The organism is Bradyrhizobium sp. 2S1, assembly GCF_011516625.5.
In the GTDB taxonomy this organism is placed as follows: domain Bacteria; phylum Pseudomonadota; class Alphaproteobacteria; order Rhizobiales; family Xanthobacteraceae; genus Bradyrhizobium; species Bradyrhizobium septentrionale.
Genome location: NZ_CP147717.1, coordinates 6,787,206 through 6,801,243, shown reverse-complemented (window position 1 = coordinate 6,801,243; position 14,038 = coordinate 6,787,206). Strand labels below are relative to the sequence as shown.

The window sequence follows — 14,038 nt, the reverse complement described above, 5'->3', positions numbered from 1 at the left end:
AAAAACGGTGGCTTCAAATGTCTCCGTCAGACGGCGATATCAAGTTCCAGCTGCGGTGACGATGGCAGAACTGATCGCAATCACCCCGCTCGTGAGCGCCGTCGCGACATCGTTGCCGGGACTGAACACAGCAATCACCACGACCACAACGCAAACCGCGAGGATGATGTATTCGAAGGACACCACACCGCGCCTGTCCCTAAGGAGAGGCTTCAAAGTATCAATAATCTTTTTGCAATACCCCGACACCGGAAAAATCCTTCCTTGGCTTAAGGGGGTTCTTCAAAACGAAACGTGCGTCTAATCCGACCTGTAAAATGAAATCTGCAAAAGAGTGGGGAAAGGGGAAGGCGCAGGCCTGCCCCTTTCCAGAAGTCAAAATCAGAGGCCAGCCATCTTGGCGGAGATCTTGGTGATCCCCCCGGCCAGAGCAGACGAGATGCTGGTGTCGGTCTTGAACACGGCGATCACCACGGCGACGATGCAAGCCGCGACGATGATGTACTCGAATGACACCACGCCGTCCTTGTCGGTGCGGAGACGCTTCAATGCTTCCGTCGTCTTGATGTAAGCGTTCAACATAGGAAAAATATCCCTTTTTGAGATGAATTTACGCAATACCGTTGGCCTTCAAAATCCGGTGCCAACTGGGATTTTCTTATAATATCTCGCTAGCTCCCTGTCACCCGGTAATCGTTTGTTAACCCTACCGCCGCAGCCGTGGGCGACTCACCTGGGCAGTTTGCCATGCAAGCAATCACCGGAATCTCCTGAGATCACATGGACTTTGCCACGCTCGGTAACCTCGGGGGAGCCGGTCCCGTGCGAATACGGTGCGGAATTCCACGGGTGCGAAAGCAAGGGAAATACTGCGACAAAAACGCCCAAAAGGCGACCGTGGGCACGCGGGCGCAAGCGCAAGGCGGCAGGGCTTCCGCGCAAAATTCCCGTCAGCTTGGGCGCAAAGATCCCCTGGCTCGATGGCAACTTGCGGCCAAGCCGATGCTTGATCGCGTTCGATTGCCCACAGCTTCAAGCAACGTTGAAACCGATTTGACGGTGGTGCCGACGCTCGATCCGGATCGAGCGCACGCATGAACCGCCATCGCTTCAGAGAATATCGAACAACCAGGCCTACGCGCTATCCGCATTTTCTGGATGGCGGGCCGATCGTGGACGAGCATGGGTCCCCTCACAGTCCGGCAAGTCGATCGAGCGCACCCACAGCAAGTGGTGGTATGTGGTCCGCCGTCGCGAGGATCAGCCTGGTCGCAAAAACGAGAGCAGCGATAGTTGCGATAAATGCCGTCCGTGCTGCGGGAATGATTTTCCGGTCGTCCCGCCGGATGCCGCGATGGATGCGGGCCTTAACGGACCGGCATGAAGAACGGCACAATCAGCGCGAAAACGTCGGACATGGCGTCATGGCCAGAGTCTGCCAGATGGCAGACAATGGTGAGTGGAGGCAGCTCCGGCCCGCCGTACAGGACCTAGGCCGCCACAGACCGAATACGGACTGTAACGGGATCCGGCGTGCCAAAGTCCAGCGGCCTCCACTCGCCGATATTTGAAACCGTCGCCCGAAGGTTCAGAATCGGGCCCTTTCCAGCCGCCAAATCAGAGGCCGGACATAGCGGTGGAGATCTTGGTGATGCCTCCGACCAGGGCAGAAGAGATGCTCGTGTCAGTCTTGAACACAGCAATCACGACGGCGACGATGCAAGCTGCGACGATGATGTACTCGAATGACACCACGCCATCCTTGTCGGCGCGAAGCTGCTTCAAAGCTTCCGTGGTCTGGATGTAAAATTTCGACATAGGAAAAATCCTTTTACTCAGATGAATTTTACAAAAAGGGTCGGCGCACAATCCAGCCGCCAACCGTTAAGTTTTATAATATCTCGCCTAAAATTGTCACTGCTAATTCTTCCTTAACCTTACTGTGGCAGGCCTCCCCCGTATTTGCGCGGGGAACAGGCATGAAGTGCGACGAAATTGCCGAAAATTCCCGAATAAAATCGGCGCCAACGCCATTGGCCGGTATCGGTTTCGTATCCAGCCGTTGCTGCCTGGAAACAATCGGACGACCAGTTACAAAAAAAGCGACGATCGGATGATGTCATCGGCCACCTCCGCTTGTTCTGTGGCCTTCGGCACTGGCGTTCCTACGCTGGCCGCACGGCGCGAGCGTTCCAAAGATCCGGCGTCTGGGGTTCGGCCTGCCAACGTCGTTCAACATACAGACAGCAGCGTTGACGCATCCCGATGTCTCGCTGTCGCAGAGCGCCATCGCAATCGGACGAATGGCATTCTAGGGAATCCCAGTTTTCCCGGGCTCCGCGTTCTGTGGACGCGCGCGCCGAACGTGGACGACGGCCACCTCGTCCGCGTAGGCCCTCTCCCAGTCTGGCATTCGATCGAGCAGACCCACCGCTCGCGCAGACGGAAGCAGCAGGGTTGTGTCAATCTTGTATTCGTCAAGCAATCGGACGAAGTCCGCTATGTCCTGAAGCGAAAGGGCTCGCGAATAGCGGGCGAGAAAGGCCGGCCCGTAAAGTTCGGCACGTGAATCGACGAACGTCGGAATACCCTGGAAGATCAGGTATCCGCAGAAGTAGTAGTCATTCAGAACGCGATTTGCCTTCAACTCCTTGATCTTTTCCACGGCGACGCGCGGAACGAGTGGTGGCGTGTGGTCCATCGTCGCCACTATCACCCCTGTCGCGACAACCAGGGCGGCGATAGCCGCGACAAACGCCGTCCTTGCTGGTTGCACGACTTTCCGGCTGTGTTGCGACTGAGGCCATGAAAGGTGCTGGCCTAATGGACCGGCAACGAGGAGTGGCGCAACCAGTGCGAAAACGTCGACATAGCGTACATGGGCGAGAGTCTGCCAAATGACCGCCAGCAACACGGCAAGCCTGATCGGAGGCAGCTTCAGCCCGCTATACAGGGCGTAGGCAGCGCCACCGATCAAGCATACCGAGACCGGATTTGCTTCGCCGAAGTCCAGCGCTTGCCACTCGCCGATCTTTGAAAGAATGGATCCCAGTTTCAAAATGCGCAGTGTGACCAGGATCGATTCCGGTCCATACGGGGTGATGCAGGCGGCTGCAAGTGCAAGCCCCCCAAATCGGAGCCATTGCAGCGCGACCGTCACGCGAGCGGATTTGTCTGCGGTCCAAAGGGCCTCCAACGCGAACGGCCCAATCAACGCCAGGCCCAGCGTAAAGCTGCCGTGAAGGTTCGCCCAGAGCGTGACGAGCGGCAGATACCAGAGCGAAGGCGCTCGTCGTTGTTCGCTCGCTTCTATCAGGGTGTTAGCCCACAGCACCATCAATGGAAAGACCAGAACGTGCGGCCGGGCCAGCGTGTGCGTCGCCGTCATGGCGATTGCAGCCCCCACCATCAGCACGACCGGCACGTTCGGCAATCTCTTCAGCAGCAGGCGTGTAAGCAGGAAAAATGCTGCGGACGCCGACAGCGCGGCAAGCATTACAGGTCCCGGCCATCCGGCCAATTTGAACGCCGCGTAGTAAAGGACTTCTGACAACCACGCGCTGGTTATCCAGGGCGCGCCGGGCATCGTGAAGGAGAACAGATCGACGTGCGGTACGGCACGATGATCAATGATCCACTGCCCGACCACGATATGCCAATAGATGTCGGCGTCGCTCAGCAGGCTGACGCTCCTGGTGATGAGCGTCAGATAGGCCGTCGCCGCGAATATGAGTGGCAGCCAGGACCTAAGGTAATCGGGGCGCACCGGATCCAGGCTTATCCCGGTCGCTGTATCGACCTGACGCGAATTATTGCTTGAAAGCATGCTCTCCGTCCCCGTCCCGCAATATCAATCATTGTCAACTTAGAAATGTCGGCGCAACCGGAGATGCTCAAATTTCCCCTCAATAACACGTCCCGGCATCCCCTCCGAGCCGCCCGCAACTCTCCGGGTTCGATTGCCGCCACTGCGCGACCGCCAGCAGCGGCTTGCCGGCGTCGGCCGGCGCTGCCGATTGCCGGCTGCGCGCTTCCTCGAGGAGCTGCGAATGAAGCTTCTGGATCTGCACGTTTCGCTCGAGCAGGGACATTGTCCTTGCCTGAACCTGGCCTGCCAACGCCTTGCGCAGGGCATTCTCCCGATCGAGCAATTCGGGAAACGGAAGCAGCGGCCGTGCGAGCTCCGTCGCCTTGATCACGCAGGACGCCCGCTCCACCGCCTGCGTGATGATCGGGCTAGACATTTCGCTTTGAACCTGAAGAGCAGGCAGTGCGGTGCGGCTAACAGATCTCACCTACGAGGACTGGCTCAAACGCGCCTTTGGCCACAGGTGCGATCCAACGGGCCGCCGGTCTTTTTTGACCATGAGCGCGATTGGCGAGACTCCCGACCGGCGCTTGCGGTGGCTCACCTCACGCGATTGATCGAGAGCTCGGAGCCGGCGCTACGCTGGTATTCGGATCGCCAAATTACACATGGATTAACCTGTCTGGCAGCACCAGCGCCAGCAGTGACAACAGTTGGCTCCGCTCAACGGACGCGGCGATAACCGAGGCCGAAAGAGCTCTGGCGCAGTCACAGGGCGTTCCACGCGCATAAGCGGTGATCTGCTTTGGCACGGGAGTCAACATTGACCCGCAAAAATACGGATTTGACTCCTTCAGCCGCCTGAAAACGGCCGCTGTGGCGGACAAGTTCGGCCTGCGGCCATGGCGCGCGCAGCCTAGTGGGTGCCCGCCGCCGTGCTGCGGTCGGACTACCGCCAAAAACCTAAATGACTATTTCTTGAGGCCTTTGGTGAGGTGGAGTAGAATCTGCGCATTGGCGAAGTCCTTCTAGAAAATTGGATAACCGCATCGAATAGGCGTCTTTTGCATGCGCCGCGTGATCGACACCGCTCCAAAGGATGGGACATTCGTCATTCTCGAGGATGACGTAGGCGGAAGCTTCGAATCTGCTCATTGGTCGGCTGACGGGCGCGGGTGGATTAAGAAAAATGGCGAGCCAAGCGAGATCACGGCGACGCATTGGCTAACAATGCACCTTCCCGAGGAAGGTGATGAATTTATTCTGCAAGACGAATTAATTCCGCCAAAGGAAACTGGATCGATTGCCCCCCCCGGCGTCGCCAGGGCCCCGCTCCTTTTGTTTCCCCTCGGGCCTGGCCGAACGCGCGAGGGTGACGGAATTAACTCGTCTGGTTACGAACGCGGACCCGGTCACTGGCGTCCTGGTTGAAGCGCGGGCCGCGCAGAGCAAACAGGAGCGCGGACCGACCGCGCGGCGCGCCATCTCCTCGATCGCCGCGGTGATGGTCGGGGCGTCGCTCGTCGGCTTGTATTTCCACGCCGAGTTCGTTGCCTATGTGACGCGACACATTGGTGAGGAGGATAACGTCAGGCCAAGCATAGCAGATGTGGAGGCCGTCAAGAAGGAGACCCAGGTCCCAAGCGAAGACCAGCAAAAGGCCGATTCATCGGCGCGGGATCCGGCGCTTCATCAGCAAGCCGACCGGGCGATCGCACAGGCACCGCGGGATACTGCGCAGGGCAAACAAGCTGCGGAGGCAATGCAGCCGGAAGCGCAACAGTCTTCTGAAAAGGAGCGGCGCCGCGCAGAGGCCCTGGCAAATGAACTGGCGAGCGCGCAGCAGATCATTGAGATGCGGGCAGCGCAGGCGAACAAGGCACGCGATCAGGCAACGGAGCTCAGTCAGGCCGCGAATGGGATGGCGGAGCTACGACGGTCTCTGCAGAAGGAGCACGACAGGGCTGAGACGCTGACTGGCGAGCTTGCGACAGCGCGGCGCGACCTCGAGACCCAACTGGCGCTGTCAAGCAAGGCAGTTAACGAGACGGTGCAGGCGAAGAAGGCCGCCGAGAGCGCCATCGCGGAGCTGCGACAGTCTTTGAAGACGGAGCACGACAGGGCCGAGGCGCTGACTCGCGAGCTTGCGAGGGCCCGTCGGGACCTCGAGACCCAAATGGCGCTGTCAAGCAAGGCCGGTGACGAAGCGGTGCAGATGAAGAAGGCCGCCAAGAGCGCGACGACAGAGCTGCGACAGTCTCCGAAGAAGGAGCGCGACCGGGCCGAGGCGCCGGCACCGGGTCGCGAACCCACGCTGACTCAAGCCACGATGGTGGCTGCGACCGAGCAGCCAGCGGTCGCTGAGGCGCAAGGCGGTCCAGAAGTGGCCAGGTTGTTGGCGCGCGCCAGCGCCCTGCTCGGCCAGGGAGATATCGGTGGAGCGCGGATCGTGCTCGAGCGCGCTGTCGAGACGGGCAGCGCACGGGCGAGCTTCATGCTCGCGGAGACATATGATCCCCTCGTTCTTTCCACATGGAAGACCTACGGAACGCGCGGCGATGTGACGAAGGCGCGCGAGCTATACGCTAAGGCCCTTGCCGGCGGCATCCAGGAGGCCAAGGGTCGATCTGTCGCGTTGCATTAGGGGGAGAATGGACCGCGTCATTGTTCGAACGCCAGTTCGCTGAACTCACCAGGAAAATTTGGTCTGCGGACTTGGCTGGTCGGGGTCTTTGTGATGCGCCTGCAAGAGCTCACTTTTGAGGAATGGCTTGAGCACGCGTTTGGACGCGCAGTTCGCCTTCAGCAGGCACCTTGGTACTTCGATCCCGGCCACGATTGGTGGGATCCGGCGCCCGCTCAGGCCATAGCCTATCTCACCCGCTTATTTGAAAACCCGGAGCCAGCATTGGAAGGGTTCGCCGATCGCCAAATCGCGCAAGGCCTGACTTATCTAGTCAACACGATGGCATCCGGCGACAGCGGATGGTTTTGCTCGACCGAGGTGCCGGTTAAGGAGCGCATCCGCAGCATCGAGGCGATCGGGCCCTTTTTTGAGCGACTGTTCAAGCCGCGCTGCACCCCACATCTGTCGCACCTGAGCGAGGTCGATGCCGGGCCCCTCAACGGCGTCTGCTACATGTGGTGGGATGTTTTTCCGTCTCTCGCCCTTGCTACCGATCCAAACTTGCCAACCCTCCACGACTGTGCGCTGCGTACCATGCAGCGTACCGTTCAACTGGACTCGATTGCTTGCCAGGAGAGCGCTCTGCACGGGTTGGGGCATTGGCAGCCAAAATACCAAGAGACAGTCGCCGCGATCATCGACGACTTTTGCGAGGCCTATCCGGACACCGACCCTAGGCTCTTGGCCTATGCCGAATCTGCCCGGTGCGGATGCGTGCTGTGACGTCCCCGTGGGTCGCGGATCACTCTTAGACCATCGAGCAGGGACATTGTTCTCGCCTGCACCTGCACTGCCAATGCCTTGCGCAGAGCACTCTCCCGATCGAGGAGTTCGGGAAACGGCAACAGCGGACGTCCGAGCTCCGTCGCCGTGATGACGAAGGCCGCCCTCGCCTCGGCCTGCGCGATCTGATCCGGAAAGCCGCTGCGACATTCCGACCGCGCCGTTCAGGTTGACCGTTGCCGGCTAGGACTCTGGCTCCGCCTCCTGCTCGATGGCCTGGCGAGCGGCCCCGCAACAGGCCAGCCGGACGCGGCACGAGAGTTAACCTTGATCCGTAAGACTACGGGGTCTGACCAGAGCTAGATTGAATCGCCTGAGAGCGGCCGCCTTTCCGCGGCCTACGATACCTCCGTCAACCCTTCGCTTTTCACCACGCCCGCGGCCCGTAGTTTCCACCGGAATTGAGGAAGATCTAGCAAACAAACCTGAATTCACCTCAGATTCTGAGCGCAATTGAATAGTCGTTCCATCGCTTATTCCGGGAAAAATAGGCATTCTCTTAATGGATTTGTGTCACGGGTGGACGATTGATTTGTGCTTTCCGGTCCTCGTGAATGATCAATGAGGATTGTCGTGGCCGTTTGTTCGATTTTTTTTCATATCCGCCGCCTGCGCTCGGATCAGCGCGGCGCCGTCAGCGTGATCATGGGTGTCCTGCTCGTTCCTCTGATCGGAGCCCTAGGTATCGGCTTCGAGGTATCGAACTGGTCCATGAGGACGCGCGGCATGCAAAACGCGGCCGATGCGGCCGCTCTCGCCGCGGCGACCAACAACGGCTCAAACTACGATGTCGAAGCCAAGGCGGTCGCGTCGCGATATGGGTTTGTAGATGGTGTCGGCAACGTCAGCGTCACCGTTTCCAACTCGGCAGCATGTCCAGGCGGCGGCAACAACTGCTATAGCGCGACCATTTCAGGGTATGTGCCGCTGTATTTGTCGCAGGTTGTTGGATACAGAGGTGACGCAACATTAAATGGTGGCCCAGCAAAGCAGATCGGCGCCGCATCGGTTGCAAAACGGCCGAGCGCGCCGACGGACTTTTGTTTGCTGGCGCTTGGGCCTCAAGGGATCCGGTCCAACGGCGCACCGAAGGCCAACATGGCCTGCAACGCGATGTCGAATACGGGGTCGACATGCAACGGCGGCAACCTTGGGGCACCGATCGGTGCAGCGCACAACACCAATAACGGCTGCGGGGTGACGCAGTATTCGAATGTGCCCACGGTCTCCGATGCCTATGCCGCGCTCGCCAGCAAAATTCCACCCGACCCCTGCAGCTCCTATCCGCAGGAGCCTACCAAAAAGAAAGATCCGGCGTTACCGGCCAGTAACCAATGGTCCGGATCCCAGTCGCTCGGCGGTACCTTCGTGGTCTGTGGTGACCTCCAACTCGCCGGAAATGTCACCATCGACGCCCCGGCGGGGGCGGTGCTGGTCATCGAGAACGGTCAGTTGGACACCAACGGCTACACGTTGGCGACGACCAAGGGTACCGGACTCACGGTGATCTTCTCCGGCGATAATTCGGGTTCATACACTCATGGTCCTACCGGCGGAGGCACGCTCGACATCGCCGCACCGACATCTGGAACCTGGTCGGGCGTCGCCATCTACCAAGATCCGAAGCTAACCAACGGCGTGGATATTTCGGCGGCCGGCAATAGCCCGGCGTGGAATATCACTGGTCTTGTCTATCTGCCGAATTCGAGCGTCACATTGAGCGGCGCCGTCAACAAGGCCGGGTTCGGAAAGTCCTGCTTTGCCCTGGTCGTCAAGGACATCACCGTGAACGGAACAGGGATGATCCTGCCGAATGGCGAATGTATCCCCGCGGGATTGTCGATGCCATCTACGACGATCCCGGGCAGAGCGATGTTGGTCCTATGAAACCGGGACTCCCGACGTGGCTGAGGGCGTCACACAAACCAGCGTTCGGCTTCGCTGATCAGATTAAGGCAATCGCCGCCGACCAGCGCGGCGTCGCGGCGGTCGAATTCGGTCTTTTCGTGATCATCCTCGCGCTCGCGCTCGCCAACGTCACCGACGTATCGTTCTACATCTACCAGCGAATGCAGGTAGAGAACGCCACCCAGGCGGCCGGCCAAGCCGCCTGGAAGAGCTGCGATCTATCCCATCTGCCGGCAACGACGAATTGCCCCGGGCTATCAACGGCCATGCAGAATGCCCTTCAGAGCACGTCCCTGGGGACGCGCGTCTCGATGATCTCGGGGTCGCCGTCGGAGGGGTATTACTGCATCAATTCGTCGAACGCGCTGCAGTACGTCAGCGACGTCACGTCAAAGCCTGCTGATTGCTCTGCCGCCGGCATGCCAACCTTGCAGCCTGGTGACTACATCGTTGTGCAAACAACGTTTACCTACACGCCATTATTCCCGGGCCTCAGTATCGCCAGCGGTCTCCCGACTCCCCTCACCGGAACGGCAATGATCAGATTAGGCTGACCGTGCGAAAGCTCCTGAAAACTTTGCAGCTCGATCAAGGAGGAACGACAGCGGTCGAATTCGCTCTTATTGCGCCCATTCTGATCGCGCTCCTTGTCGGCACCATCACGCTATGCGTCGGTCTCTTTCTGATTGGCAGCCTCCACTTTGCCGTAGAAGACGGCGCCAGGTGTGCATCAGTCAAAACCACCGTCTGCTCGGATGCCGCGACAACGGTTGCCTACACCAAGAGCCGGTATTTCGGCCCAGATGTATCACCCACCTTCACCTATACCGCTGCTGCTTGCGGCAATTCGGTCAGCGCGTCGGTCAACTATTCAATGAATGTGGGCTCCAGGACATTGGTGATTCCGATCTCGGCGACGGCCTGCTTTCCCTGAGATTGAATCGTTCCGACGTCGCCGGTTAGCATCTAAGAAATGCATGCTCCCGCCTGGACGCGTTGCGTCCGTGCGAGGCCGGGCCTACTCGCCTGAGCGGCGCCGGATGATTGCCCTCCCCGGCCTAATCTAGACTGCTCCGAATCCCCCAACACTGGCGCAGACAGGCTGGAGCTGGTGCGTGTGTTGGCGCGCCGCGTTTCAAATGCGAAATGAGTGCCTGATCTGCCTCAGCATAGCCAGCGTCGCGTCGGTGTACCGACCATGCGTGAGATACTGGTCTACTTGCGATGCTCCCAGCACCACCAATGCGGCTACCGCGAAGCCCTTGATCATAATGGGCCTCCCCTACGAAAGAGACCGCCAACCGGGCTGTCGAGTTTCACGTTGTATCGAACCTTCGCTGTCGCTGATCGCGACCTACCTGCAATAGCGAATGCTGGCCGAAAACGGTAACCAGAGCCTTAAGGCGAGCGTGAAGCAGAACGTGCTCTTCAACGTACCTGTCTCATCGAACCCGACTGGCCAGCTTGCGCCAGTGGTAGCCACGCTTTTCGACGTCCTCCCGAATTCTTTCGCTCACCGATCGCACGGTGCGTTTCTTTTTGCGCCAGTTTCCGCCTAACTTCGAAGGGATGGGAAGTCCACGCCGGATAACCAGCAGATCGTTTTTCCCACCCAAGTATATGTCATACATGAGAGCGCCCTGTTGCGGGGAGCAGCATAGACCTGCACAGCAGCATTATTGGTGGCAGGGGGGCAACAGCGACTTCAAAACAATTAGGCGCCAGGGAACCAGACTGGCCTCAAGGGATCGGTCCAAGCCTCACTTCTGCCGGAACGAATGATTGAACGACATCACAAGCGGCCCCATGATGTAATCAAACGCGGTTCGCTGAATCGTCGGGATCATCACAGTTGCCGGCATTCCCGGATAAAGGTGGATGTTGGGCATGGTCGCCAGTTCGTCCTGGTCGATCCGAACGTAGGCCGTGTAATAGGGATTGTTGGTCTTGGGGTCCGTCAAGCGGTCGGCCGAGACCTGAATGACGTCGCCGTGAATGATCGGAACGATCCGCTGCTTGTAGGCCGTCAGGTGAACTTCCGCGCGCGTGTTCGGGTGGACGTCGCTGATGTCCTCGACCGCGACCTGGGCTTCGATCGTCAGCGAATCCTCGTCAGGCACGATGTCCAAAATCTTGTCGCCGCGCTGGATCACGCCTCCCATCGAAAACACGCTGAGGCCAACCACCCGCCCGGTATAGGGAGCGCGAATTTCCATCCGGCCCAGCACCGCCTTGGCATTCATCGCCTTCGGGATGACCTCCAGGAGTCTGGCTTGGGTGTCGCGCAAGTCCTTGGTGACGTCGGTCATCCGGTCGTTGTCGAATTGGGCGATCTGCTGCTCCTGCTCCGCAATCGCCTGGCGCGCCTTGGCAATGTTGGCGTTTGCATCCGCGATCTGGCCTTCGAGACCATACGCCGTCCGCTCCAGCTGCAGGATACGCGGACGGGCGATGAGCCCTCGCTCCACGAGCGGAGCGACGTCCCTGGCCTCCTTGCGCACTGAATCGATCTGATTGGTGAACGATTTCACCTGCGCTTCCGAACCAACGATTTGGGAGCCCAGCTGATTGATCTTTTCGCGGACGACGCTTCTTTGCCCTTCGAGCGACGCCCTGCGGGTGTCAAACTGGCTGACCTGTCCGTTCCAGACGCTCTTGAAATAGGGATCATCAGAGCGCGCCTTCAGATCAGGCGGCATGACAAGTTGGGAGCCATGGTCAAGCTCGGTCAGCAGCCGGACTTCCGAGGCACGAAGCACGGCATATTGCTGCGTCAGCACCTCGTGCTCCGCGCGAGCCTGGGTCTCGTCCAGCACGATCAACAGGTCGCCCGCGAGCACCCTGTCGCCTTCCCTGACGTGCAATTCCTTGACGATACCGCCGTCGAGGTGCTGGAGGCTCTTGCGGTTGCCATCGACCTTCACGACCGCATTGGCGACCACCGCCCCGTTGAGCGGCGCCGTCACCGCCCAGGTGCCGATGCCGCCGAAGAAGATGGCAATGATCAGCCACCCCGCTACAGAGACCTTGCGAATGGAGTCGTTTGGCGCGCCATCCTTGTTCGCGCGCTTTGTCCCGCGCGGGGCGGCTCCGGGGCGCATCGACGGATCTGAGACATCAAGCAATGTCATGATTTCTCCTAACCGGTCGCTCCCCGAACTGCAGGAACCGGCACAGGCCGCGTGAGGCGCGCCAGGATTTCGCTCCGTGGTCCGAACATCTCGGCCACGCCTTCTCGCAACACCAGTATCTTGTCGACCACGCCGATGGTGGCCGGCCGATGGGAAATGATCACCACCGTGGTCCCGCGCTTCTTCAGCTGCGTGATGCAGTCGGCCAGCGCTGCGTCGCCCTCGGCATCAAGGTTCGAGCTGGGCTCATCGAGCACGACCAGGCTCGGATTGCCGTAGACCGCGCGTGCGAGGCCGATGCGCTGGCGGTAGCCTCCGGACAGGATCGCGCCACCCTCCCCGACCTGGGTATCGTAGCCATCGACGAGCCGCAGGATCATCTCGTGTACGTCGGCCATTCGCGCCGCCAGAATGATGTCCTTGTCGTCTCCGTCCTTGAACCGACAAATATTGGCGGCCACCGTATCGGCAAACAGCTCGATATCCTGGGGTAGATAGCCAAGATGCTCGCCGAGCGACGACCTGATCCAGCTCGAAACGTCAGACCCGTCGAGGCGAACGGCCCCTGCAGATGGCGCCTGAACGCCGACAATATGACGCGCCAGCGTGGATTTGCCGGCGCCAGAGGGGCCGATAATCCCCAATACCTCACCCGGTTCGATCTGGAAGGTGACACCGCGCAGAATGGGCTTTGATGTTCCAGGCGCGGCAAAGGACAGCGCTTCGACGGAAAGACGGCCCTCGGGCCGTGGCAGCGTCAGTCCTGATTGGCGCGGCGGATTGGCTCCCAACAGCTCGCGCACCCGCAGGAATGCGCCGCGGGCCGAGACGAGACTGCGCCAGGATCCAACGATCTGTTCAATCGGCTGCAACGCGCGGCCAAGCAGGATGCTGGCGGCAAACATGGCACCGGCGGTAGTCATCCGCTCGATCACCAGATAGGCACCAAGACCAAGGATCAAGGATTGCATCGACAGCCGCAGGAAACGGATCATGCTCTGCATCGTCGCCGCGCGATCGCTCGCGGCGACCTGGCGCTCCAGCATTCGGTCGCGGTCCCTACTCCAGCGATTCAGGAGGCCCGCGGTCATCCCCATGGCGCGCACCACTTCGGTGTTGCGCAGGCTCATCTCGGTGAAACTGTAATTTCGATTTGCCGCCTCGCTGGATTCGGAGAGCGGAGGTTTGACGATCCATTCGTTGAGAAAGGCCATCAGCACCAGAATGATCGAAGATCCCAGTGCAAAAGCGCCCAGGAACGGGTGCAGGCAAAAGATCACCGCGATGTAGATCGGCGACCACGGCAGATCGAAGACAGCGTGAATTCCAGACCCGGTGATGAACTGGCGGAACGTATCAAAATCCCGGAGCAGCTGGCTGCGCGCGCCGCCGATTTTTGCCGAATGGTCGATGATTGCGGTCATCACCCGCGGCGCGATCATCCGATCGAGGCGAATGCTGGTGCGTGTCAACACACGTGCGCGGACCGCATCGAGTCCAGCTAGTGCCATGAACGCCAGCAACAGCGCAAGCGTCAGCATCAGCAGCGTGATCTCGCTGGCGCTCGAGATCACCCGGTCATAGACCTGCAGCATGTACAGTGGGCCAGCCAGGTAGAGAAGGTTAATGGCCAGGCTGAATATGGCCGCAGTGACAAAATAGCTCTGGCAGGCTTGCAGCGACTGCCGGAATTCATCCGCTTTTTTACGGGGAATACTCACG

At 59.7% G+C, this 14,038-nt stretch carries 12 protein-coding genes; 5 read left to right on the top strand and 7 right to left on the bottom strand.

The genetic code is table 11. The annotated features are described in order from the left end of the window. Positions 1-39 precede the first annotated feature (39 nt). The 5 genes from HAP54_RS31900 to HAP54_RS31880 all read right to left on the bottom strand — a co-directional run bounded on the left by HAP54_RS31900 (position 40) and on the right by HAP54_RS31880 (position 4,199). Entirely contained in the window at positions 40-249 is a 210-nt protein-coding gene (locus tag HAP54_RS31900; RefSeq protein WP_166294202.1) for a hypothetical protein, read from the bottom strand. 132 nt (positions 250-381) lie between these two features. Next, positions 382-618: a Flp family type IVb pilin gene (locus tag HAP54_RS31895; protein WP_414646154.1), complete on the bottom strand. Its 237-nt coding sequence runs from the start codon at positions 616-618 to the stop codon at positions 382-384. 999 nt (positions 619-1,617) lie between these two features. Beyond that, on the bottom strand, positions 1,618-1,818 hold the full coding sequence (locus tag HAP54_RS31890) for a Flp family type IVb pilin (protein WP_029085699.1): 201 nt from the start codon (positions 1,816-1,818) through the stop codon (positions 1,618-1,620). Between the two features lie 493 nt (positions 1,819-2,311). Beyond that, positions 2,312-3,826, bottom strand: a complete 1,515-nt coding sequence (locus tag HAP54_RS31885) for a hypothetical protein (protein WP_224741696.1) — start codon at positions 3,824-3,826, stop codon at positions 2,312-2,314. A 79-nt stretch (positions 3,827-3,905) separates the two neighbouring features. Next, complete coding sequence (locus HAP54_RS31880) at positions 3,906-4,199, bottom strand: hypothetical protein (protein ID WP_166294200.1); 294 nt, start codon at positions 4,197-4,199, stop codon at positions 3,906-3,908. A gap of 981 nt (positions 4,200-5,180) precedes the next feature. On the opposite strand from HAP54_RS31880, the gene HAP54_RS31875 reads away from it, so the two are divergent. The 5 genes from HAP54_RS31875 to HAP54_RS31855 all read left to right on the top strand — a co-directional run bounded on the left by HAP54_RS31875 (position 5,181) and on the right by HAP54_RS31855 (position 10,119). Continuing rightward, positions 5,181-6,452, top strand: a complete 1,272-nt coding sequence (locus HAP54_RS31875) for a hypothetical protein (protein ID WP_166294198.1) — start codon at positions 5,181-5,183, stop codon at positions 6,450-6,452. Between the two features lie 93 nt (positions 6,453-6,545). After that, a complete protein-coding gene (locus HAP54_RS31870) occupies positions 6,546-7,217 on the top strand; it encodes a hypothetical protein (RefSeq protein WP_166294196.1) in 672 nt (223 codons plus the stop codon). Positions 7,218-7,838: 621 nt separating this feature from the next. Further along, positions 7,839-9,164 (top strand): TadE/TadG family type IV pilus assembly protein, encoded by a 1,326-nt coding sequence (locus HAP54_RS31865; protein ID WP_166294194.1) that lies wholly within the window; start codon positions 7,839-7,841, stop codon positions 9,162-9,164. After that, the gene (locus tag HAP54_RS31860; protein WP_166294192.1) at positions 9,161-9,739 is read left to right on the top strand and encodes a TadE/TadG family type IV pilus assembly protein; all 579 of its coding nucleotides are present in this window, start codon (positions 9,161-9,163) and stop codon (positions 9,737-9,739) included. The genes HAP54_RS31865 and HAP54_RS31860 overlap by 4 nt, the downstream gene beginning before the upstream one ends. A 2-nt stretch (positions 9,740-9,741) precedes the next feature. Beyond that, positions 9,742-10,119 (top strand): TadE/TadG family type IV pilus assembly protein, encoded by a 378-nt coding sequence (locus tag HAP54_RS31855; protein ID WP_166294190.1) that lies wholly within the window; start codon positions 9,742-9,744, stop codon positions 10,117-10,119. Between the two features lie 826 nt (positions 10,120-10,945). Here the strand turns inward: HAP54_RS31855 and HAP54_RS31850 are convergent. Together HAP54_RS31850 and HAP54_RS31845 are read right to left on the bottom strand one after the other, a co-directional pair. Then, positions 10,946-12,316: an HlyD family type I secretion periplasmic adaptor subunit gene (locus tag HAP54_RS31850; RefSeq protein WP_224741698.1), complete on the bottom strand. Its 1,371-nt coding sequence runs from the start codon at positions 12,314-12,316 to the stop codon at positions 10,946-10,948. Positions 12,317-12,324: 8 nt separating this feature from the next. After that, positions 12,325-14,037: a type I secretion system permease/ATPase gene (locus tag HAP54_RS31845; RefSeq protein ID WP_166294188.1), complete on the bottom strand. Its 1,713-nt coding sequence runs from the start codon at positions 14,035-14,037 to the stop codon at positions 12,325-12,327. Between the last annotated feature and the right edge of the window lies 1 nt (position 14,038).

Coding starts and splice junctions, on each gene's coding strand:
- HAP54_RS31860 (WP_166294192.1), top strand. CDS start 9,161: ATGAAACCGGGACTCCCGACGTGGCTGAGGGCGTCACACAAACCAGCG.
- HAP54_RS31865 (WP_166294194.1), top strand. CDS start 7,839: ATGAGGATTGTCGTGGCCGTTTGTTCGATTTTTTTTCATATCCGCCGC.
- HAP54_RS31870 (WP_166294196.1), top strand. CDS start 6,546: ATGCGCCTGCAAGAGCTCACTTTTGAGGAATGGCTTGAGCACGCGTTT.
- HAP54_RS31885 (WP_224741696.1), bottom strand. CDS start 3,826: ATGCTTTCAAGCAATAATTCGCGTCAGGTCGATACAGCGACCGGGATA.
- HAP54_RS31850 (WP_224741698.1), bottom strand. CDS start 12,316: ATGACATTGCTTGATGTCTCAGATCCGTCGATGCGCCCCGGAGCCGCC.
- HAP54_RS31890 (WP_029085699.1), bottom strand. CDS start 1,818: ATGTCGAAATTTTACATCCAGACCACGGAAGCTTTGAAGCAGCTTCGC.